The following is a 20,202-nucleotide window of genomic DNA, read 5'->3' on the forward strand; positions in this document are numbered from 1 at the left end:
CCTTACGACGTGGTCAGCCCGAGCAGGCGGGCGGCGTTCTCCTTGAGGATCTTCGGCCGGACCTCGTCCTTGATCGGCAGCTTCGCGAAGTCGGCGAGCCACCGGTCGGGGGTGAGGACGGGGAAGTCGGAGCCGAACAGCACCTTGTCCTTGAGCAGCGTGTTGGCGTACTGCACCAGCTGCGGCGGGAAGTACTTCGGCGACCAGCCGGACAGGTCGATGTGCACGCCCGGCTTGTGGGTGGCGACGGCGAGCGCCTCGTCCTGCCAGGGGAAGGACGGGTGCGCCAGGATGATCTTCAGGTGCGGGAAGTCGGCCGCCACGTCGTCCACGTGGAGCGGGTTGCTGTACTTCAGCCGGATCCCGCCGCCGCCCGGGACACCGGCCCCGATGCCGGTCTGGCCGGTGTGGAAGAGGGCGATGGTGCCGGTCTCCTCGATCACCTCGTACAGGCCGTACGCCACCGCGCGGTCGTTCGGGAAGAAGCCCTGGATGCTGGGGTGGAACTTGAAACCCTTCACCCCGTACTCCTCGACCAGGCGGCGGGCCTGCCGGACGCCGGCCTTCCCCCGGAAGGGGTCGACGGAGGCGAACGGGATCAGCACGTCGGCGTTGGCCGCGGCGGCCTCCGCCACCTCCTCGTTCGGTACCGGCGCGGTGCCGGTCGCGGACTCGGCGTCCACCGTGAAGATCACGGCGGCCATGTTCCGCTCCCGGTAGTGGGCGGCCGTCTCCTCGATCGTCGGCTTCCGCGCGCCCTCGACCTTGAAGTAGGCGGCGGAGGCGTCGTGCAGGTCGTCGTCGAGGGAGGAGTGTCCACGGGAGGAGACCTCGGCGTGCGTGTGGACGTCGATGGCGGTGAGAGCCTCGATGTCCATCACGCCTCCGGGAGCTTGGGCGCCGGGATGCCGACCGTCTGGAGTTCGGCGCCGACCGAGGTGGGGAAGGCGTCGGCCAGGGTGTCCGGGGTCCAGCCGCCGTCCGCGTAGGCCGCCCTGACCTCCTGGGGATGCGACCAGAGTGCCACCTTGTCGCCGCCGATGCCGATGGCCTGGCCGGTGATGCCCCGGGCGGCCTCGGAGGCCAGGAAGGGGACGACGGCCGCGCAGTCGTCGGGGGTGCCGAAGCCCTCGCCCCTGCGCAGGAAGCCCGGGAGCGGCTCGCCGTTCTTCATGGCCTCGACGTACGGGGCGAAGGCCGGGATGGTCTCGGTCATCGCGGTGGCGGCCACCGGGACGATCGCGTTGACGGTGATGCCCGCCCGGCCCAGCTCCATCGACCAGGTACGGGCCATGGCGGCGATGCCGGCCTTGGCGGCGCTGTAGTTGGTCTGGCCGAAGTTGCCGCGCTGGCCGGCCGGGGAGCCGACCAGGATCAGGGTGCCGCCCTCGCCCTGCTCGCGCATCCGGACGGCGGCGGCGCGGGCGCAGGTGAAGGTGCCCTTGAGGTGGGTGGCGATCACCGCGTCGAAGTCCTCGTCGGTCATCTTCCACAGCACCTTGTCGCGCAGGATGCCCGCGTTGGTGACCAGGATGTCGAGGCGGCCGAACTCCTGGACCGCCCGGTTCACGAGCCGGTCCGCGGCCTCGGCGGTGCCGACCGGGACCACCTCGGCCACGGCCGTGCCGCCGGCCTCGGCGATGGACTTCACGGCCTGCTCGGCGACGGTCTCGTCCACGTCGTTGACGACCACTGAGGCGCCGTGGGCGGCGAGGGCATGGGCGTAGGCGAGGCCCAGGCCCCGGCCGCTGCCGGTCACGACGGCGGCCTTGCCGGTGAGATCGATGGTGGGCACGGTCGGTCCCTTCACAGACGACGGTGGCGGCCCCGGGGGCCACCTGCGGCTTTCGAGATCGAAGCTAAGAGCAATAATTGTTGTCGTCAATAGTTGTTGCCGACCTACGGGTGCCTCATGCTGGAATCTGTCCGACCGCCCGCCCCGTCGCCGGGGCCCGTACCAGGGAGACCGCCATCACTCGCCGGCACACCGAGAACCCGACCTCGATCGACGCGGACGAGCCGTGGATGCGCGGGCTGCACGCGGACACGGGCTACCTGCTGTACCGCCTGGGCCTGCGCTCGGGGCAGCTCTTCAACACGTTCCTGCAGGAGTCGGGGCTGCGGCTGCGCCACTACGCGGTGCTGCGCTTCCTCGCCGGCTCCGAGGGCTCGCTCCAGCGGGAGCTGAGCGCCCGGCTCGGCTACGACCCGAGCGCGATCGTCGGCCTGGTCGACGACCTGGAGAAGCTGGGCTTCGCCGAGCGGCGCCCCTCCCCCGACGACCGCCGCAGCCGCATCGTCGTGCTGACCGAGGCCGGGCGGGAGTTCCTGCGGGACACCGACGAGGCCGGCCAGCGCGTGACGAACGACCTGCTGGGCCCGCTGGAGCCCGCCGAGCGGGCCGCGCTCCACGCCCTGCTGCTGCGCGTCGCCGACCGGCCATGACCGCCGCCGCCCGGTCCGCGACCGACCGGCTGCTCGCGGTACTGGCCGCCTTCGACCACGGGCATCCGGCGCTGAGCCTGTCCGGCATCAGCCGCCGGGCCGGGCTCTCCCTGACCACCGCCCACCGGCTGGTCGGGGCGCTCACCGCATGGGGCGCGCTGGAACGCGACGCGGACGGCTTCTACCACGTGGGCCTGCGGCTCTGGGAGCTGGCCGCGCTGGCGCCGCGCGGTCTGGCGCTGCGGCAGATCGCCCTGCCGTACCTGGAGGACCTGTACGAGGCCACCCACGAGAACGTGCAGCTGGCGGTGCGGGACGGGTCCGAGGTCGTCTACATCGAGTGGCTGTCGGGACGTTCGGCGGTGGGCGTGCACATCCGGGTGGGCGCCCGCTGGCCGCTGCACGCGACCGGGGTGGGGCTCGCCCTGCTCGCACACGAGCCGCCCGGCTTCCAACAGGACTACTGCGCGAGCCCGTTGGCATCCTTCACGCCGTACACCGTCACGGATCCGGACCGGCTGCGCCGCTCGCTGGCCGAAGTCCGGCGTACGGGTGCCGCGGTGAGCAGTCGTCAGGTCACCGACGACGCGCTGTCGGTGGCGGCTCCGGTGCGCGGGGCGACCGGACAGGTGGTCGCGGCGGTATCGGTGGTGGTGCCCGAGGCCGACGCCCAGGTACCGGTGCTGGTCCCGGCGGTGCGGCTGGCGGCCCGCGGGATCTCCCGGGCGCTGGGCTGGCAGCCGGACCAGGCGCCCGGCGAGGCCGGGTAACGTGTCCGGGTGACGACGAGTGACGTGTACAGAGAGCTGGGCGAGGCCGCCTGGGCATGGGTGCTGGGGCAGGTACGGGAGGACGAGGGCCCCTGGCTGCCGGAGTCGGTGCCGGAGGAGGACCCCGAGGCCCCCTCGCCCGACGAGGACCGGGACTCGCTGTACTCGGGCATCGCGGGCCTGGCCCCGGCCCTGGCGGAGATCGCGCGGTACCGGGCACTGAGCGCGCCGGAGCAGACCCTGGCGGCCGGGATCGTGAGCCGGCTGTCGGCGCAGGCACCCGTCGTGGCCGAACCCTCCCTCTACATCGGCCTGGCGGGCCATGCCACGGCGCTGCGCCTGCTCACCCCGGGCAGCGAGGCGGTCGTGCTGCGGCGACTGACCGAGCTCGCGACCCCCGAGGGCTGGCGGACCACCACCGGCTTCGTGCCGGATTCCGACGCGCCCCTCACCGACATCATCATGGGCGTCGCGGGCGTGGTCATGACGGCCGTCTGGGCGGGCGGCGAGTTCGCGGAGCCGATCGCGACGACCGGCGGCGAGGCCCTGCTGCGGATGGCGGACCGCACGGAGACGGGCCTGGACTGGGGGATCTCGCCGAGCACGGAATGGCGCTGCCCGAACTACTCGCACGGCGCCGCAGGGGTGGGCGCCGCACTGGCGGTGGCGGGCGCGGCACTGCACCGCGAGGACTTCGTCGCAGCCGCCGTGGACGCGGCCCGCCATGTGCTGGCCATGGGCTCGCTCGCGGACGGCGGTTTCGTCGTCCCGCACACCATCCCGCCCTCGAAGCGGGAGGTGGAGCCGGTGACGTACACCTGGTGCCACGGTCCGGCGGGAACCTCGCACCTGTTCGCGGCGCTCGCCCACGCGGGCGTCACCGAGGTGGCGGGGCACGACGTCGAGGAACTGCGGCAGCGCTGCCTGACCTCGATCCTCACCTCGGGGCTCCCGGAGCGGCTGCGTCCCGGTTTCTGGGACAACGACGGCCGCTGCTGCGGGACGGCGGGCGTCGGGGACGTCCTCCTCGACGCGGCGCAGGACCTCGCGGGGACGCCGCGGGCGGACACGCTGGTGGGCGCCGCGGTGCGGATGGGCGACGCGCTCGTGGAGCGGGCGGTCCGGGACGGGGCCGGCGCCCGCTGGCGGTTCGTCGAGTACCGCATCGAGTCCCCGCTGCTGCCGCCGGGCACCTCCTGGATGCAGGGCGCGGCGGGCATCGCGGCCTACCTGCTGCGCCTCGCCCGGTACCTCGACACCGGTCCGGACGCCTCGGTCGTGGACCGCCCGGACCAGTGGTGGGCGGTACCGGCGCGGGTACGGGGTGAGCGGCCGACGCTGGTCGGGTGAGCGCGCGGGTGCGGGGTGAGCGGCCGGCGCCGGTCAGGTGAGCGTCGCCGTCGCCGTGTAGGTGATCTCGTCGTCCCCGTGGTGGGCGGTGCCCCGGCAGGTGAGGGTCGTGGCGGTGGAGACCTGGGGGCGGGTGACCCGCCAGTGGACGGTGTGGCGTTCGCCGGGGTCGAGGCGGGGCGCGGTGGCCGCGTCCCGGGCGTGGACCAGCCAGCCGCTCGGGGTGTCGAGGGTGAGCCGGGCGGCGTTCCAGGGGCGCGCGGAACCGTTGGCGAGCGTGGCTGTGACCGTGAACTCCGTTCCCCGTCCGCCGACTTCGAGGGTCACGCCGAAGGGTCTGCGCGGGTAGACCGGCGCCCACGATGCGTGCATCAGCTTGACCAGCGCGTCCGCCCGGGCGGGCCGGGCGGCGGCGAGGTCGTGCTCCTCGCCGGGGTCCCGGGCGAGGTCGTACAGCTCCACGTCCCACTGGTCGTCCGGGACCCGGCGGTTCTGGCCGGGCGCGAAGCGGACGGCCTTGAGGTCGCCGCTGCGCAGCGCCTCGGCGAGCCGGTCGCCGCGGCCCTGGTCGGCGGCGTTCTGGCGGGCGGTGACGCCGTCGTGGTTGCGGTAGAAGTAGAGGCTGTCGTGGCGGGCGGCAGCGGCGGAACCGCGCAGCAGCGGGGCGATGGAGAGGCCGTCGACGTCGGCCGGGGCGGGGGCGCCCGCGAGGTCGGCGAGGGTGGGCAGCAGGTCGGTGAGCGGGGTGGGCCGGTCGGTGGTGCCGGCCTTGACGTGCCGCGGGGACCAGGCGATGAAGGGGACGCGGATGCCGCCCTCGTACAGGTTCCGCTTGTAGCCGCGCAGCGGGCCGTTGCCGTCGAAGAGGTCGGGGTCGGTGCCCGCCTCCTCGTGCGGGCCGTTGTCACTGGTGACGAGGACGACGGTGTTGTCGGCGAGACCGAGCGCGGTGAGCTTGTCGGTGACGTCGCCGACGAGGGTGTCGAAGGTGGTGACCTGGGCCGCGTGCCGCTTGTTGGGCCCGGTCCAGGGGCGGTCGGCGTACGCGCCGACGTGCGGGTCCTTGCTGGGGGCGTGCGGCACGGTCGGGGCCAGGTAGAGCAGGAACGGCTCGTCGCGGTGGGTGTTCAGGAAGCCGAGGGCGCGTTCGGAGATGAGGTCGGGGGCGTAGACCTGCTGGGCACCGCCCTGGTTGGCCGGGATCTCCTCGCGGGTGCCGTTGTGCCACAGGTACTCGGGGAAGTAGTCGTGGGCGTGGTGGTGGGTGAGGTAGCCGTAGAACTCCTCGAAGCCACGGGCGTTGGGGTGGCTCGGCTGGTCCGGGGCGTTGGGTCCGAAGCCCCACTTGCCGATCAGGCCGGTGCGGTAGCCGAGCGCCCTGAGCGCCTCCGCGAACGTGAAGTCCCGGTCGGTGAGGGCGCCCTGGCCGCCGGGGCCCCAGGGGTTGGTGCGCACGGTCGCGTGCCCGCCGTGCAGGCCGGTGAGCAGCGAGCAGCGCGAGGGCGCGCACACCGGGGCGGCCGCGTAGGCCTGGGTGAAGCGCAGGCCCTCGGCGGCGAGGGTGTCCAGGCGCGGGGTGTGCATCAGCTGCTGGCCGTAGGAGCCGAGTTCGCCGTAGCCGAGGTCGTCGGCGAGGATCACGACGAAGTTGAGCCGGTCGGACGGGTGCTGCGCGGCCGGGGCCGCCACGGCGGGTTTGACGGTGGGCCGGGGCTGCTCGGCGGCCGGCTGTGCCGCGTCCCCGTCCTCGCACCCGGCGACCGCCGCGAGCGCGACGGGCGCGGCGGCGGCCCCGGTGAGGAAACGGCGGCGGCTGGGCATACGGATCCCCCGGTGTGACGGCGGCACGTGGTCCTGGACCGATGGTGATCGCAGCCGTCCGTCCAGGACCATGCACACGCTGTGAACGCTCTGTTTCGACTCGTGAGAGGGAATCCGGGGGCCGGAGGTTCCCGCTCCACGACATCAGAATGATCACAGACGGGCGCGGGCCCCGGTCACATGGGTGCCGGTTCGGGCGCCCCCGTGCGGGGCACGGGCGTGTCGTCCTCCAGGGGGTGGGCGTAGCGGCGGAAGCCGGGGAGGTGTTCGGCCCGGCGCAGGGCGCCCCGGTGGAGGACCATGCCGTGCACGGAGGTGCCGTCGTCGCGCCAGCAGACGAGGGGGATCCGGCGGGCGTCCCCCTCGTCGGTGACGAACAGGGCGACGTGCCCGTCGGCCGCCAGCAGGCTCATGCCGGGCCGCCCGGCGGCTCGGCGGAGAACAGCCGCCCGTACCCGGTGATCCCGTGGGCCGCCCCGGCCGCTCCGGCCAGGTGCAGGGCGTGCCAGAACAGGACCTGGTTGGCGGTCAGGACCGCGAAGCCCAGTTCCGCCTCAAGTGCGTCGATGACGCCCACCGCGCGGATTCCGTTGCCGGCCACGAGGACGGCGTCGGGCCGGTGCCCGGCGACCGTGGTGCGGATCCACTCGGACAGCGCCCCGGGGGTGATCAGCTTCTGGTTGCTGGGCAGCCCGCACGGGCCGTGGTGGACGACCTCGAAGCCCTGTTCGGTGAAGTAGTCGGCGCCGAGCCCGGACAGCCGGTCGTCGAACCACGGCGGGTTGACGAGGGCGATCCGGCGGGCGCCGAGCGCGGTGAAGCCGGCCACGGCCGCCGTGGTGGTGCCGGTGAGCGGCAGCCCGCGGGTGACCCGGGCGAGCCGGGCGAACAGGTCCTTCTCGCCGGCCGCGCCGAGGACGTAGGCGGAGCTGGTGAAGCCCAGCGCGATCGCGTCGAGCGGGGCGGCGGCCAGCAGTTCCACCGCGTCGTCGATGTGCGGCGGCTCCACGAAGGCCCGCACCGGGTCGTGCGGGATCTTCGGGTCCATCTCGCCGCCGGCCCGCATCGCGCCGAAGTGGACGCGTGAGCCGTGCACGAACACGTCCTCGGGCGCGATCGCCTGGAACTCCGACTCCGGGCCGACGTCCGCGTGCGGTACGACCAGGCCGATGCGGGCCCGCGCCTCCCAGCCGTCCTGCTGGGCTCGGATGGTGCTCATCTCCGTGTCTCCTCGTGATCCGGGGCCGTCGAGGTCGTCGGGGGCGGCGGGGCCGTCGGGGCCGGTCGGGCCGTCGGGCCGCATCAGGCGGACGCCTCGGCGGCCAGCGAGCCGCCGCGGACCGTGCCGGTGCCGTCGGCGTTCAGGAAGCCGGGGTGCTTGCGGCGCATGTTCGCCATCACGAACTCGTAGGGAACGTCGTCGAAGCCGCCGTGGTCGGTCAGGAACTCCATGCTCTTACGGCCCTGGTCGTCGAAGGGGTGGTGCAGGCTGTCGGCGGTGCCGTCGAACTCCAGCGGCCTCATCCCGTACAGGCGGCACAGGATCTTGTTGAAGACCGGGGTGGCCTTGACCCACCTGCCATCCAGATGGACCGAGTTGAGGCCGTGGAAGAAGACGTCGCCGCCGATGTGGGCGCGCAGCCGGTCCGAGGCGAGGTGGTTGCGCACGTCGCCGTAGTGGACGCGGGCGGGGATGCCCACCGCCCGGCAGGCCGCCGCGTACAGCGCCGACTTGTGCAGGCAGAAGCCCTTGCGGGTGGCCGCGGTGTGACTGGCCCGCAGGCCCTCCTCGGACAGGTCGGCGCCGTACACCTCGTAGAAGACGTCGTCACGGACGGCGTGGTACAGCTCGACGGCCAGCCGGCGCTTGTCGGCGCCGCGGTCGGTGACCGCCTCGTCGACGAAGGACTGGACGGCCTCGCTCTCGTGGTCGAGGAAGTCGGTGGGCGCGGTGAGCCTGCGCAGGTCGTCCGGCGTGAGTGCGTTCATGGGTGACCCTTTCGTCGGCTTCCGGCTCACAGGCCCAGGAGGGAGGCGATGCGGTTGCGCTGGATCTCGCTGGTGCCGGAGTAGATGGTTCCGCCGACCGCGTTGCGGACGTCCCGCTCGATTCCGGTGGCGGTGAGATAGCCCTGGCCGCCGAAGATCTGGACGGCGTCGAGCGCGGTGCGCTTGTTGGCCTCGCTGACCACGGTCTTGGTGGCGGCGACGTCGATCGCGGCGTCCTGGCCGGACGCCACCTTGGCGCCGGTGTCGGTGAGCCACTTGCGGGCGGTCTCCACCGCGATCTTCATGTCCGCGATCTTGTGGGCGACGCCCTGGAAGGCGCCGATGGGTTCGCCGAACTGACGGCGGGACTTGGCGTACTTGAGGACGCGCTCCAGCCGGTGCTCCATCTCGCCGAGCGTGAGGGAGAAGGAGAAGAGGATCTCCCGTTTCATCACGTGGTCGAGGATCAGGAAGCCGGCGCCCTCCTGGCCGATGCGCCGGGTGGCGGGCACCCGCAGCCGCTCGAAGGTCACCTCGCTCAGCGGCGAGGTGCGCAGCCCCATCTTGCCGAGCGGCTCGCCGACCCTGAGGCCGGGGGTGTCCCGCTCGACGAGGAAGACGCTCAGGCCGAACGGGCCGGGCTTCCCGGTGCGCACGTACAGCAGGAAGAGGTCGGCGATCGGGGCGTTGGTGATGAACATCTTGCCGCCGTCGACGACGTAGTCGTCGCCGTCCCGGGTCGCGGTGGTGGAGATGTTCAGGGCGTCGGAGCCGTTTCCCGGCTCGGTGATGGCGTGCGCGGTGATCAGGTCGCCCGTGACGACCGGGGGCAGGAATCGGTCCTTGAGCTCCTCGGAGCCGAACGCCTGCAGCGGGACGCCGACGCTGACGATCTGTGTGGAGGCGGAGAAACCGAGGCCGGCGTCGCGGCAGGTGCGCCCGAGCCCTTCGAGGGCGCGCATCGTGTCGGTCAGGGTGCCGCCACGGCCGCCGTACCGCGTCTCGAACGGTACGGTGAGCAGCCCGGAGCGCTGGATGGTCTTCCACTTCTCCCAGGGGAACTCCGCCCGGGCGTCCCACTCCTCGACGTCGTGGTTGAGTTCGTCCGCCCAGGGGGCGGCGAGGGTGTACGGGTCCGGCCCGGTGCCCGTGCGGGTGTCCATGCGGGAGTCGGAGTCGGAGTCGGTGTCGGTGGTCCGCGGTGCGGACGGTGCGGGTGTCATACGTGTGCTGCCTTCCGGTACGTCGCTGGTCGGGGCCGGGGCCCGCGCCGCGGCCGGCGGGGCGGGCCCCGGATCGCGGAACTCAGTACTGGGAGAAGCCGTCCGGAGACAGCGTGTGCTTCTCGTCGCCGCGCAGGGCCGGGCTGAACACGGATATGAGTCTCAGGTCCTCGTAGTCGGAGGCCACGAGATAGTGCGCGTCGTTCTCGTCGAGGGCGTAGATGGTGCCCTCGGTGATCTTGTAGCGTTCGCCGGACGCGGTGACGACCTCGCCGGAGCCACCCGTGCAGTAGCAGGCCTCGAGGTGGCGGCGGTACTGCAGGGCGCTCGTGGTGCCCTTGCGGACCAGCGTCTCGCACACGGTGAAGCCCATGCCGTCGGCCTCGGTGAGCAGCCGGTGGCTGGTGCCGTTGCCCCACTCGACGGCGGCGAGCTCGCTGGTGCTGCGGACGATCATTCGTGTCTCCTGGTGTGTGAGGGGTTCGTCCGGAGGTTTTCCTGGAAGCGCTCCGGAGTTCGTGCCGGGTTCTCCGGTGCCGGGTTCTCCGCCGAAGTCCGGAAGCCGGCTCGGCTCAGGCGGCGGTCTTCGCCGCGGTCTCGACGAATGCCGAAATGGCGCCGATGCTGCGGAAGTTGTCCGGGGTCAGCGGGATGTCGTCGATCGGGATCGCATAGGTCCTGGAGAGGTGCGAGACGATCCGGACCACGCCGAGGCTGTCGACCACGCCGTTGTCGATGAGGTCGAACTCGGCGGTCAGGTCGGCCGTGTCCTCTCCGTCGAGGAACTCGGCGACCACATAGCCGCGAATCTCGTCCGCCAGGGAGGTCATGCGGGATTTCCCTTCTGTCGTGCTGCCTTGATGAGGTTGCGGTCGGGTTTTCCGGTGGACGTGCGCGGCAGCGGGGTGTCGCCCACGTGCACGGAGGACGGGATGGCGTGCCGGGGCAGGCGCTCGGCGCTGTGCGAGCGCAGCCTCAGCGAGGTGAGCGAGGTGCCGGGCCGCCGGGTCACCTGGGCGTGCAGCCGGTAGCCGGCCTCCGGGTCGGGGATCGCGACGACGGCGGCCTCGGCGACCTCGGGGTGGGCCGCCAGGACGTTCTCGACCTCCTGGACGTTGGTCCGCACCCCGCGGACCTTGACCTGGAAGTCGGTACGCCCCTGCAGCCGGTGCAGGCCGTCGGCGTCCCGGGTGACGAGGTCGCCGGTGCGGTAGAAGACCTCGCCACCGCCGTCCGGGGCGGGTACGAACACCCCTTCGTTGCGGGAGCGTTGGAGGTAGCCGGAGGTCTGGAACGGTGTGGTCACGAGGAGTTCGCCGGTGCCGGGGCCGTCGAGGACCCGTCCCTCGGCGTCCAGCAGCAGGGCCCGCACCCCGGGCAGCGGCCGGCCGATGGGGGTCTGGTCACCGGCGACCGCGGGATCGGCGTCGTAGAGGAAACTGTCGTTGGTCTCGGTGCACCCGAAGACGTTGTGGAAGCCGGCGCCGGGGAAGGCCGTGCCGAGCTGTCGCAGCAGTGCCTCCGGCAGCGCGTCCCCGGTGAAGACGACCGTGCGGACCGCGGGATGCACGGCACCGTCCTGGACGAGCAGCCGGTGCAGCATCGGCACGCCCTGGACGAAGGTGACCTGGTGCCGGGTGATCAGGTCCTGCAGGTGGCGGGCGTCCGCGCTGTGCTCCTGCTCGACGAGAACGGCCCGGGCGCCCAGCCGCAGCGCGGTCCACACGTCGAGCAGGGAGAGGTCGAAGTTCAGGGGCGCGTAACTGAGCAGGGTGTCCTGCGCGGTGAGGCGGAACCGGTCGGCCGCCCAGTCGGCGAACCGGTCGAAGCCGTCGCCCGGGACAGGCACGATCTTCGGGGTGCCGGTGGAGCCGGAGGTGGTGAGCAGCAGGGGCGCGGCGGCGGGGTCCACGGTGTCGAAGCCCCGGGCGGCCTCTTCGTCCGGCTCGACCGGAGCGGTGTCGAGCACACCCTGGGCGTCGACGGTCAGCGTCCGGGAGCACCGGGCCTGCGCGGCGAGCGTGGCACGGGCGGCGGGGCCCAGTTCGGGCGAGGGCGCCAGCACCGCGTGGCCGGCCCGGAAGGCGGCGAGGAACAGGGCGATCGTCTCGGGCGTCTTGTGCGCGGGCACACAGAGCGGCTGCCGCCGGTCGAGCCCGAGTCCGGCCAGGGCGCCGGCCAGCTCCTCGGCGAGGCCGGCCAGCCGGCGGTACGTCACCTGCCGCGCGCCCCGGATCAGGGCCACCTGATCGGGCCGGCGCCGGGCGTGCGCGGCGAGCGCGTCAAAAAGGCGTGGTGATGGCACAGTTTCCCCCACTTCGTGCAGCTGTCCGTCGAAAGCGACATGCCGAGGGGGGTGACGGCGCTCGAGTCGCGCCATAGAACCCGCGGAGCCCGGCAGCCATCAGCTCGGCCGGCTCCGCATCACTCCCCCGTGATCGATCCGCGACTAACCGTACATGCGATGCATGCAGAGTCAAGCATGTACATGTGCCTGCAATCAGTGATGCGCATCACCGGCCACCAGGCATATGAGGGCGTCAAGTTTGCTTGATGAACTATGTGTTTCGGGCCGCCGAAACGGCTTTCATCGAGGCGTCACCGTGTTGAAGGAAGGGTGCGCCGCATGGAGCCGGGCGTTCACCTGGACACACCCCCACCGCGTGCGGAAACGCCGAAAGCCGTCCCGGAGGACGGCTTTCGACAAGGGCTTTCTCTCCTCCGGCCGGAGCCGGCCGGGGCGACGGCGTCGCGGAGTCGCGGAGTCGCTCAGAGGGCGCTGCGCAGCGCCTGGACCGTACCGGCCAGCTCAGGGGCGGCACCGGCGGTGTTCAGGGCCGCGCTGAGGACCTCGGAATAGGTGCCGCGCGCGTCCGTGTAGCGCCGCCTGCCGTCGTCGGTGATGACCGCGTAGACACCGCGCTTGTCGTCGGGACACAGGTCACGGAAGGCGAAGCCGGCCGCGAAGAGCCGCCCCACCAGCCGCGTCACCGAGCTCTGCCCGAGCCCGACCTTGTCGGCGAGCTCCTGCATGCGCAGCTCGCCGTCCTTGGCCTGGACGAGACACTCCAGGGCCCGGAACTCGGAGAGGCCTATGCCGTGCCTGCGCTGCAGGGCCTGGGTGAGCTGGCGCTCCACGTGCGCGTGCAGGGCGAGGACCCTCCCCCACATGGCCTGGTCGGACGAGGCGGCCGACGCGTAGGTGATCGTGGTCGTCATGGGCAGCTCCCTCTCCGGCGGCGCGTTGACAACAAGATACATGTTCATGCAAGCTTTAGCTCTCCGCTCGATTCTTCCGGCGGATCTTGTACAGACAAATAACATGCACGTACAAACAACTATCGAGGGTCTCATGCCCAGCACCAACGCTTCCAAGGGCTTATTGCGCCCGTGGTCCTCCCTGTGCGTCCGCCGCCGTCCGACCACGGTCTGAGTCGAGGAGCGACGATGTCCCCTTCCGATTCCGAGATCTCCGAGATCCAGGAGAGCGAGCTGACCGAGTACGCCCGCGAGGCGGTGCGGATCAGCCGCGAGCACGTCGCCGAGGGCGGCATCCCGTTCTCCGGCGTGGTGGTCAACGACGGCCGGATCCTCGGCACCGGCTTCAACCGGGTCCACGAGGACTCCGACCCCACCGCGCACGCCGAGGTGGTCGCGCTGCGCGAGGCCGCCGCCGAGTACGGGCTGCACGCCACCGCCGGTGCCACGCTGATCGCCTCGGGCGAGCCCTGTGCCCTGTGCTACATGGCCTCGCTCTACTTCAGGGTCGGCCACATCGTCCATGTGGCCGACCGCGCGACGGCCGCCCGGTACGGCTTCGACTACTCGGGGTCGTACTCGATCTTCGCCGAGGACCCGACGGCCTGGCAGATCAAGGTCACCTCGCTGCCGATCCCCGAGGCGACGCAGCCGTTCGAAGACTTCCTCGCCCTTGGCCGGAGGCGGATGTGACCGGAACGGAGACCGGCAGGGTCGGCATCAAGGTCTGGTCGGACTACGTCTGCCCGTTCTGCATGCTGGCCGAGGGCCCGCTGCACGAGGCCACCCACGACCTGGACGTCGAGATCGAGTGGATGCCGTTCGAACTGCGGCCCCACCCGACCCCGACACTGCGGCCGGAGGACGAGTACCTGCCGGCGATCTGGGCGCGGTCGGTGTATCCGACGGCCCGCCGGATGAACGTCGACATCACTCTGCCCACCGTCTCCCCGCAGCCCTACACCCGGCTGGCGTTCGAGGGCTACCGCTACGCGGCCGAGCACGGCAAGGGCGCGGAATACACCCCGCGTGTGCTGCGGGCTTTCTTCCAGGAGAACCGGGACATCGGACGGCTGGACGTCCTCGGCGCCGTCGCCGCCGAACTGGGCCTGGACGAAACCGCTTTCACCGCGGCGCTCACGGCCGGGACCTACACCGAGGCCCACCAGGAGGCGCTGCGGACCGCCGCGGCGTACCGGGTCTCCGTCGTCCCCACGCTCGTCGTCGGCGAGCGCCACCGCATCGAGGGGGTCCCCTCCGCGGCCCAGATCCGCAAGGCCGTGCTCGACGCCCAGGCCGAGCAGGCCGTCGCCCGCGGTGCCGCCTGCGGCATCGACGGCTGCTGACACCTGCACACGCACCGCGGCGGGCGCACGGCGCCCGGCCGCGCTACCACCCCACGACCGGCGGACCGTCGCCCGGCCGTGCCCACCGCCGTGCCCGCGGTACGGCGGACCCCGGGGCGGGCCGGCCCCGCACCGCCGACCTCCATCGCACGAACCGAACGAACCCAACGAACCCAACGAACCCAACGAACCCAATGAACCCAATGAACCGAACGAACCGAACGGAAGGAACGCCCATGCAGTGGCTCTACCTCGCGATCGCGGACGTCTTCGAGATCCTCGTGGCCATCGCGGCCGGCAAGGCCGAGGGCTTCAAGAACCGCAAGTGGACCGTCGTGACCCTGCTCAGCGGTGCGATCGGGACCTACTTCCTCAGCAGGGCGCTGCTGACCTTCAACGTCGGTGTCGGCTACGCCATCTGGACGTCGGTCGCCGGCGTCGGCATCACCCTGCTCGGGGCGGCGCTCTTCGGCCAGCGGCTGGACTGGCGCAAGGCCCTCGGCATCGCCGTCATCATCACCGGCGTCGTCGGCCTGCAGCTCAGCGGTGCCGCCTGAGGATCCCCGCCGTCGCCCGCCCCATCTTCACGAGAGGACTCACCTCATGTCGAACACCGGCCGCTCCTCGGCCAACGCCTGGCTCATGCTTCTGCTCGCCGGAGGGTTCGAAGTCGGCTATGCGCTCTCCGTCGGCGGAAGCCACGGCTTCACCCGTCTGACGTGGTCGCTGGTCGCCGTCGTGTTCTTCCTTCTGACGCTCTGGGCACTGAGCGTCGCGCTGCGCGCCATCGACGTCGGCATCGGCTACGCCGTCTGGGCCGGCATCGGATCGGCCGGTGCGGCCCTGCTGAGCCCCGTCTTCTTCGACGAGGCCCTCACGCCGGTCCAGGCCCTGTGGCTGGGCGTCATCATCATCGGAGTGGTGTGGCTCAAGCTCGCCGACCGGCCGACGAGCACCCAGGAGCCCGTCGACGGCGCCCGGGACAGCCGACCGACCGCCGCCCGGCTCCAGGAGACCCAGGGCGCCGAACGCTGAGGGGCACGGGCCGGGCGCGGCGGTCCGGGTCAGGTCGGCCGGAAACCGTCACCGCCTCCCGCCGACCCGGACCGTCGGGCTCGGCCCCTGACCGCTCAGGAGGCCAGCCCCGCACGCAGCCGTAGGTCGCGCGGGGCGTGGGTGCGGTCGAGGCGGGCGTCGAGCAGTTGCCGTGCCGCCTCGCAACGGCCGTCCGAGACCAGGGCGTACAGCAGGGTCTCCTCCACCACCTCGCGCTGGGCCGCGCTGCCGCCCACCCGGCGCAGCACCGGCAGCAGCGCGTCGAGCCCCCGGGCCGCCTCCTGGAATCGCTCCTCGACGAGCGCGGCGAACGCCTCGCACAGCGGGGCGACCACCTCGCGCTGCACCTCGTCGGCGCCGGCGGCGTGATCGCGCAGCCGGCGCAGCGCGGCCAGGTCCCCGGCGGCGGTGAGGGCGACGGCCGCGTGCATCGCGGTGAACGCGGTCTGCGGCCGCTCCAGTACGTCGCGTTCCACCGCCTCCAGCACCCCCGCGACCGGGAAGTCCCCCTGCCAGCTGTCGCTCACCCGGGCCCGCCACAGCAGCGACCCCGAGTCGACCAGGGCCCGTACCCCGCTCACCACCCGGCCCGGTGCGAGCTGTGCGAACCACCGCCGGCGGACGGCGGCCGGGTCGTCGAGGGCGAGTTCGTGCAGGGCGATGTGCCAGGAGAAGTGCGCCCGGTGCACCGCGCCCCGGCCGCGCCCGGACACCCACCCGTCCAGCCAGTCCCGGCCCGCCTCGTGCGCGCCGGACTCGTAGTGGACGTGTGCCAGGGCGTGCACCGCGTGCCCGGAGGCCGGCTCGGCGGCCAGCGCCCGGTGGGCCAGTTCGCCCGCCTCGTGCAACCGCCCCTGCTCCTGGCGCAGGAAGGCCAGCAGCGAGGTGTGGAACCAGTGGCCGTCGTAAGCAGGTGAGGTCAGGTCGAGCAGCCTGAGGGCGTCGTCGTCCTGCAGGTCGCTCACCCCCGAGAAGGCGATGGTCGGCACGGCCGCCGCGAGCGCCAGCGCGTCTCCCCGGTGCTCCCGCAGATGCCGTACGAGCGCCTCGTCGCCGTCGTCGCCGGTCACCCGGCGCGTGACCACGTCCACGAAGGACCGCTCGCGTTCGTCGGCGCGTTCGCGGGCGCTGCGCTGGGCGTCGGCGAGGGCGCGCGGCACGTCGACGGCGGCGGCGCACTCGTGGCCCAGCAGGGCGAGGGCCGCGTGGCCGAGGGCGAAGCCGGGGTCGAGGGCGACCGCGCGGGCGAAGGCGTCCTCGGCGCCGGAGCGCACCTTGAGCACCGGGTCGCGGCCGCCGCGGTCGGCGGCGGCCGCCTCGGCGTGGGTGGACAGGGGCAGCCCGTGGCCGTCCACCGGCCGCCGCGAGCCCCGCCGGCGCTCCGGGAGCGGCAGCAGCCGCTGGGCCAACTCGGCGGCCTGGACCCGGATCTCGGGGATCGCCGTGGTCTCCCAGAGCTCGCCCCGGCGCGGGGCGCCCAGCGTGAACAGCGGCAGCCCGGCGCGTCCCCGTTCGTCGAGGAGCTGTCCGTCGCGGGTGGCGGCGCCCATGCCGAGCGGTCCCGGGACGGCCGTACCGGAGGCGAACAGGCCCTGCCACAGGGGGGAGTCGAGGCGGCGGCCGGGTCCGGTGCAGTCGACCACCCAGCCCACGTGCAGCGTCTGGCCGCCGGACAACTCGACCGCAAGGGGGCCCTGTTCGGTGTCCGTGGCGCGGACCACCGTCCCGGTGTGGACGTGCAGGCGCCGAGCGGTGCGGGCGCGGGAGACGTGTTCGGCGGTGGCGGGGGCCATGCGGTGGCGGTGGGTGTTCCACAGGGCGCCCTCGCGGGTCAGGAACTCCTCGCGCTCCTCGGGGGTGAGGCTGCGCCAGAGCCGGGCGGTGTGCGGGCGCAGGCTGTCCAGGCCGGGCCGCCAGTCGCCGTGGGTGCGCACGGAGCGGCTCAGGTGGCGGTAGACCGCGCGGCGCAGCCGGCCCAGCGAGGTGTCGTCGAGGCCGTCCGGGGCGGGCATGGCGCCGGCCGGGCCGAGGGCGTGCGGCTGGGGCAGCAGTCCGCTGCGGGAGAGGGTGTGCACGGTGCGGCCGGGCCGGTCGAGGGTGAGGGCGAGGTCGACGGCGGTCAGGCCGGTGCCGACCAGGAGGACGTCCTCGGGGCTGTCCCGTACGGGGTCCAGGGCGCCCGGCGCCCACGGGGTGGCGATGAACCGGGGTGAGGTGCGCAGGGCGGGCGGGGCCCAGCCGGCGCTCGCCCCGGCGGGGCCGGTGGCCAGGACCGCGCTGTCCACCGCCAGGGGTCCCCCGTCGGCGAGGTGGAGTTCCACCCGGCCGTCGGGGGTGCCGGTACAGCTCTCGGCGAGGCTGCGCAGCCGCCGTACGGCGACCGTGCCGTGGGCGCGGACGAGGGCCTGGCCGAGGGTGTCGGCGAGGTAGGCGCCGTAGCGGTAGCGGGTGGCGAAGTCGGCGCCGGTGACGGTGGGTTCGCCGTGCCGGCAGAGCCAGCGGACGAAGTGCCCGGGGTCGTCCGGGTAGGCGCTCATGTTGCCGGCGGGCACGTTGAGCCGGTGCCGGGGGTCGCGGGTGGCGTAGGCGGTGCCCCGGCCCGCCTCCGGGGCCGGGTCGATCAGGACGAGGTCGAGCGGAGTCCGGCGGCGGTGCGCCGTCTCGCAGAGCTGGACGGCGGTGAGGGTACCCGCCGCGCCTGCTCCCACGATGGCCACGTTGTGCCGCTTGCGGACGTCGGTCACGGAATACCTCCGGCGGGGTCGGCTTACTGCTTCTTCACTATTCCGATCGGATAGGTGGGGAAGCCAGGCCGGGAAGGTGATCTCACCTGAAACTCAGGCCGCCGGTCGGGCGTTCATACTCTGTTCACGATCGGGGGGACGGGACAACCCGGGTTCCGGCCGACTCGCCCCGGTCCGCAGGGGATTGACCGCGGCTGCGCAGCGCGACCTCTCCGCTCCTCATCGGAATCTCAGCGGGCAGACCCGTGATTCAAAGGAACCACCCATACAACGAGCGCAGGATGCCCTGACACAGGTGTACAAGTCAGGAAGGCGTGTCGTGGGCGTCCAGCACATATCGAACGGGTCCGGACGGCAGTCGGGGAAGTGGTCCCGGCGCGGGATCCTCGCCGCTCTGGGCGCGGTGCCCGCGGGGGCCGCGCTGGCCGGATGCAGTTCCTCCACGGACGCCGCGGCCACCACCGACGGCAAGGGCGCCACGGCCTCCGTGAAGTCCGCGACCAAGAAGGCGACGATCACGGTCAGTCCCGTCTCCGGCACCAAGAAGGCCGACTTCACCGCCCCCGTCGAGGTCACGGTGGCCGACGGCACGCTGGCCTCCGTGACCGTCGCGGGCAACGACGGGGCGACGCTGTCGGGCACCTTCAACGCCGCGAAGACGAAGTGGACGTCGGCGACGAACCCGTACTCCGGCACGAAGTACACGGTGACGGCGAAGGCGCAGGGCGCGACCGACGAGACGGTGGCCACCTTCACCACGAAGTCCCCCGGTGAGACGTTCATCGGCTACTTCACGCCCGAGGCGGACTCCACGTCCGGCGTCGGCATGCCGGTGTCGATCAACTTCACGCACGCGGTCAAGGACCGGGCGGCGGTCCAGAAGGCGATCACCGTGACCGCCGAGCCGGAGGTCGAGATCGTCGGGCACTGGTTCAGCGACACCCGCCTCGACTTCCGCCCGGAGACGTACTGGGCGAAGGGCACCAAGATCACGCTGAGCCTGAAGCTGAAGGACGTCGAGGGCTCGGACGGCATCTACGGCGTGCAGTCCAAGGACGTCACCTTCCACATCGGCCGCGAGCAGATCAGCACGGTCGACCTCTCCACCAAGGAGATGGTCGTGAAGCGGGACGGCGCCACCTACGCCTCCTACCCGGTCTCCGGCGGCAACTCCCAGCACACCACCTGGTCCGGGATCATGGTGATCAGTGAGCGGTTCAAGCAGACCCGGATGGAGTCCTCCACGGTCGGCCTCGGCGACGAGTACGACATCTCCGACGTCCCGCACGCCCAGCGCCTGACCACCTCCGGCACCTTCGTGCACGGCAACTACTGGGCGTCCACCTCGGTCTTCGGCCACGAGAACACCAGCCACGGCTGCGTCGGCCTGCACGACGCCAAGGGCGCGAGCGACTCCTCGGTGGCGGGCTACAAGTTCTACGAGAGCTCGATCCTCGGCGACGTGGTGATCGTCAAGAACTCCGGCGAGAAGACCGTCGAGGCCTCCAACGGCCTCAACGGCTGGAACCTGTCCTGGGCGGACTGGAAGGCGGGCAGCGCGGTCTAGGGGCCGTCTCCCGGTTCCGTCGATACGCCGCCCGAGACGACCGGCACACCCGCCGACCGTCACGAGGCCGACCGCCAGGAACCACCGGCCGGGAACGCGCTCAGCCGGTGAACAGCGGTCGGTAGAGTCGTCGATCATGACTGACGACTGGCGGAAGGACCGGATCGGCAGCGCGTTTCGAGGCGGGAATCCCACCGTGCTCCGGAAGCTGGAGGCCGGGTTCGCGGTGATCGGGGACGTCCAGTTCCTCCCGGGATACTCGGTCCTCCTCGTGGACGATCCTTCGGTGCAACGGCTGTCGGAGCTTCCGAAGAACAAGCGGCTGGCATTCCTGTCCGACATGGACAGGCTGGGCGAGGCCGTCGAACGCGCCTGTGAGCGGCTGGACCCGGCCTTTCTGCGCGTCAATCTGGAGATCCTCGGGAACACCGATCCGTTCCTGCACGCGCATGTGTGGCCACGGTTCCGCTGGGAGCCGGCCGAACTCGTGGGCAAGCCGGTGTGGCTGTATCCACGTGACCGGTGGAGCGACAGGCAGCATGCCCTCGGTCCGCAGCACGACGTGTTGCGGGGGGCCATCGGGGAGGAACTGGACCGGCTGCCGTCCTGACCTGTGGGAAGTAATCGGTTCGC

At 72.3% G+C, this 20,202-nt stretch carries 21 protein-coding genes; 9 read left to right on the plus strand and 12 right to left on the minus strand.

The annotated features are described in order from the left end of the window. Nucleotides 1-2 precede the first annotated feature (2 nt). Together ACFWPQ_RS32550 and ACFWPQ_RS32555 are read right to left on the minus strand one after the other, a co-directional pair. Nucleotides 3-878, minus strand: a complete 876-nt coding sequence (locus ACFWPQ_RS32550; RefSeq protein ID WP_384042621.1) for an amidohydrolase family protein — start codon at nucleotides 876-878, stop codon at nucleotides 3-5. Then, on the minus strand, nucleotides 878-1,795 hold the full coding sequence (locus ACFWPQ_RS32555; protein ID WP_384042624.1) for an SDR family NAD(P)-dependent oxidoreductase: 918 nt from the start codon (nucleotides 1,793-1,795) through the stop codon (nucleotides 878-880). Before ACFWPQ_RS32555 ends, ACFWPQ_RS32550 begins: the two co-directional genes overlap by 1 nt. Before the next feature lie 230 nt (nucleotides 1,796-2,025). Between ACFWPQ_RS32555 and ACFWPQ_RS32560 the strand changes: the two genes are divergently transcribed. Genes ACFWPQ_RS32560 through ACFWPQ_RS32570 form a run of 3 tightly spaced genes read left to right on the plus strand, consistent with a single transcriptional unit; the run spans nucleotide 2,026 to nucleotide 4,565 of the window. Continuing rightward, nucleotides 2,026-2,445, plus strand: a complete 420-nt coding sequence (locus tag ACFWPQ_RS32560; RefSeq protein ID WP_384042815.1) for a MarR family winged helix-turn-helix transcriptional regulator — start codon at nucleotides 2,026-2,028, stop codon at nucleotides 2,443-2,445. Continuing rightward, a complete protein-coding gene (locus ACFWPQ_RS32565) occupies nucleotides 2,442-3,215 on the plus strand; it encodes an IclR family transcriptional regulator (protein ID WP_384042626.1) in 774 nt (257 codons plus the stop codon). The genes ACFWPQ_RS32560 and ACFWPQ_RS32565 overlap by 4 nt, the downstream gene beginning before the upstream one ends. Nucleotides 3,216-3,224: 9 nt before the next feature. Beyond that, nucleotides 3,225-4,565: a lanthionine synthetase LanC family protein gene (locus ACFWPQ_RS32570; RefSeq protein ID WP_384042629.1), complete on the plus strand. Its 1,341-nt coding sequence runs from the start codon at nucleotides 3,225-3,227 to the stop codon at nucleotides 4,563-4,565. 33 nt (nucleotides 4,566-4,598) lie between these two features. On the opposite strand, the gene ACFWPQ_RS32575 is transcribed toward ACFWPQ_RS32570, so the two are convergent. From ACFWPQ_RS32575 to ACFWPQ_RS32615, 9 genes are all read right to left on the minus strand, one after another. After that, nucleotides 4,599-6,386: a sulfatase-like hydrolase/transferase gene (locus ACFWPQ_RS32575; RefSeq protein WP_384042631.1), complete on the minus strand. Its 1,788-nt coding sequence runs from the start codon at nucleotides 6,384-6,386 to the stop codon at nucleotides 4,599-4,601. 176 nt (nucleotides 6,387-6,562) lie between these two features. Next, the gene (locus ACFWPQ_RS32580; protein WP_384042632.1) at nucleotides 6,563-6,799 is read right to left on the minus strand and encodes a DUF6253 family protein; all 237 of its coding nucleotides are present in this window, start codon (nucleotides 6,797-6,799) and stop codon (nucleotides 6,563-6,565) included. Further along, a complete protein-coding gene (locus ACFWPQ_RS32585) occupies nucleotides 6,796-7,605 on the minus strand; it encodes a maleate cis-trans isomerase (protein WP_384042634.1) in 810 nt (269 codons plus the stop codon). Before ACFWPQ_RS32585 ends, ACFWPQ_RS32580 begins: the two co-directional genes overlap by 4 nt. Nucleotides 7,606-7,688: 83 nt before the next feature. Next, on the minus strand, nucleotides 7,689-8,375 hold the full coding sequence (locus tag ACFWPQ_RS32590) for a transglutaminase family protein (protein WP_384042637.1): 687 nt from the start codon (nucleotides 8,373-8,375) through the stop codon (nucleotides 7,689-7,691). Between the two features lie 26 nt (nucleotides 8,376-8,401). Further along, complete coding sequence (locus ACFWPQ_RS32595) at nucleotides 8,402-9,538, minus strand: acyl-CoA dehydrogenase family protein (RefSeq protein WP_384042817.1); 1,137 nt, start codon at nucleotides 9,536-9,538, stop codon at nucleotides 8,402-8,404. A 142-nt stretch (nucleotides 9,539-9,680) separates the two neighbouring features. Beyond that, on the minus strand, nucleotides 9,681-10,055 hold the full coding sequence (locus ACFWPQ_RS32600) for an ectoine synthase (RefSeq protein WP_351716749.1): 375 nt from the start codon (nucleotides 10,053-10,055) through the stop codon (nucleotides 9,681-9,683). Between the two features lie 115 nt (nucleotides 10,056-10,170). Further along, the gene (locus ACFWPQ_RS32605) at nucleotides 10,171-10,428 is read right to left on the minus strand and encodes an acyl carrier protein (RefSeq protein WP_384042639.1); all 258 of its coding nucleotides are present in this window, start codon (nucleotides 10,426-10,428) and stop codon (nucleotides 10,171-10,173) included. Beyond that, nucleotides 10,425-11,903, minus strand: a complete 1,479-nt coding sequence (locus ACFWPQ_RS32610; protein ID WP_384042641.1) for an AMP-binding protein — start codon at nucleotides 11,901-11,903, stop codon at nucleotides 10,425-10,427. Before ACFWPQ_RS32610 ends, ACFWPQ_RS32605 begins: the two co-directional genes overlap by 4 nt. 464 nt (nucleotides 11,904-12,367) lie before the next feature. Beyond that, nucleotides 12,368-12,817, minus strand: a complete 450-nt coding sequence (locus ACFWPQ_RS32615) for a MarR family winged helix-turn-helix transcriptional regulator (RefSeq protein ID WP_384042643.1) — start codon at nucleotides 12,815-12,817, stop codon at nucleotides 12,368-12,370. 228 nt (nucleotides 12,818-13,045) lie between these two features. On the opposite strand from ACFWPQ_RS32615, the gene ACFWPQ_RS32620 reads away from it, so the two are divergent. The 4 genes from ACFWPQ_RS32620 to ACFWPQ_RS32635 all read left to right on the plus strand — a co-directional run bounded on the left by ACFWPQ_RS32620 (nucleotide 13,046) and on the right by ACFWPQ_RS32635 (nucleotide 15,237). Then, the gene (locus tag ACFWPQ_RS32620) at nucleotides 13,046-13,549 is read left to right on the plus strand and encodes a nucleoside deaminase (RefSeq protein WP_384042646.1); all 504 of its coding nucleotides are present in this window, start codon (nucleotides 13,046-13,048) and stop codon (nucleotides 13,547-13,549) included. After that, nucleotides 13,546-14,202, plus strand: a complete 657-nt coding sequence (locus ACFWPQ_RS32625) for a DsbA family protein (RefSeq protein ID WP_384042649.1) — start codon at nucleotides 13,546-13,548, stop codon at nucleotides 14,200-14,202. Before ACFWPQ_RS32620 ends, ACFWPQ_RS32625 begins: the two co-directional genes overlap by 4 nt. Before the next feature lie 236 nt (nucleotides 14,203-14,438). Then, on the plus strand, nucleotides 14,439-14,759 hold the full coding sequence (locus ACFWPQ_RS32630; protein WP_089103923.1) for a multidrug efflux SMR transporter: 321 nt from the start codon (nucleotides 14,439-14,441) through the stop codon (nucleotides 14,757-14,759). A 46-nt stretch (nucleotides 14,760-14,805) separates the two neighbouring features. Continuing rightward, nucleotides 14,806-15,237: a DMT family transporter gene (locus tag ACFWPQ_RS32635; protein WP_384042652.1), complete on the plus strand. Its 432-nt coding sequence runs from the start codon at nucleotides 14,806-14,808 to the stop codon at nucleotides 15,235-15,237. A gap of 95 nt (nucleotides 15,238-15,332) precedes the next feature. Here the strand turns inward: ACFWPQ_RS32635 and ACFWPQ_RS32640 are convergent, their stop codons facing one another. Continuing rightward, entirely contained in the window at nucleotides 15,333-18,002 is a 2,670-nt protein-coding gene (locus ACFWPQ_RS32640; protein ID WP_384042655.1) for an FAD/NAD(P)-binding protein, read from the minus strand. A gap of 319 nt (nucleotides 18,003-18,321) precedes the next feature. On the opposite strand from ACFWPQ_RS32640, the gene ACFWPQ_RS32645 reads away from it, so the two are divergent. Next, nucleotides 18,322-19,569 carry an Ig-like domain-containing protein gene (locus ACFWPQ_RS32645; protein WP_384042658.1) on the plus strand — a complete coding sequence of 416 codons (1,248 nt, stop codon included), beginning with the start codon at nucleotides 18,322-18,324 and terminating at the stop codon, nucleotides 19,567-19,569. Between the two features lie 136 nt (nucleotides 19,570-19,705). Then, a complete protein-coding gene (locus ACFWPQ_RS32650; protein ID WP_384042661.1) occupies nucleotides 19,706-20,179 on the plus strand; it encodes a diadenosine tetraphosphate hydrolase in 474 nt (157 codons plus the stop codon). Nucleotides 20,180-20,202 lie beyond the last annotated feature (23 nt).

This window comes from Streptomyces sp. NPDC058464, from assembly GCF_042721035.1.
Lineage (GTDB): Bacteria > Actinomycetota > Actinomycetes > Streptomycetales > Streptomycetaceae > Streptomyces.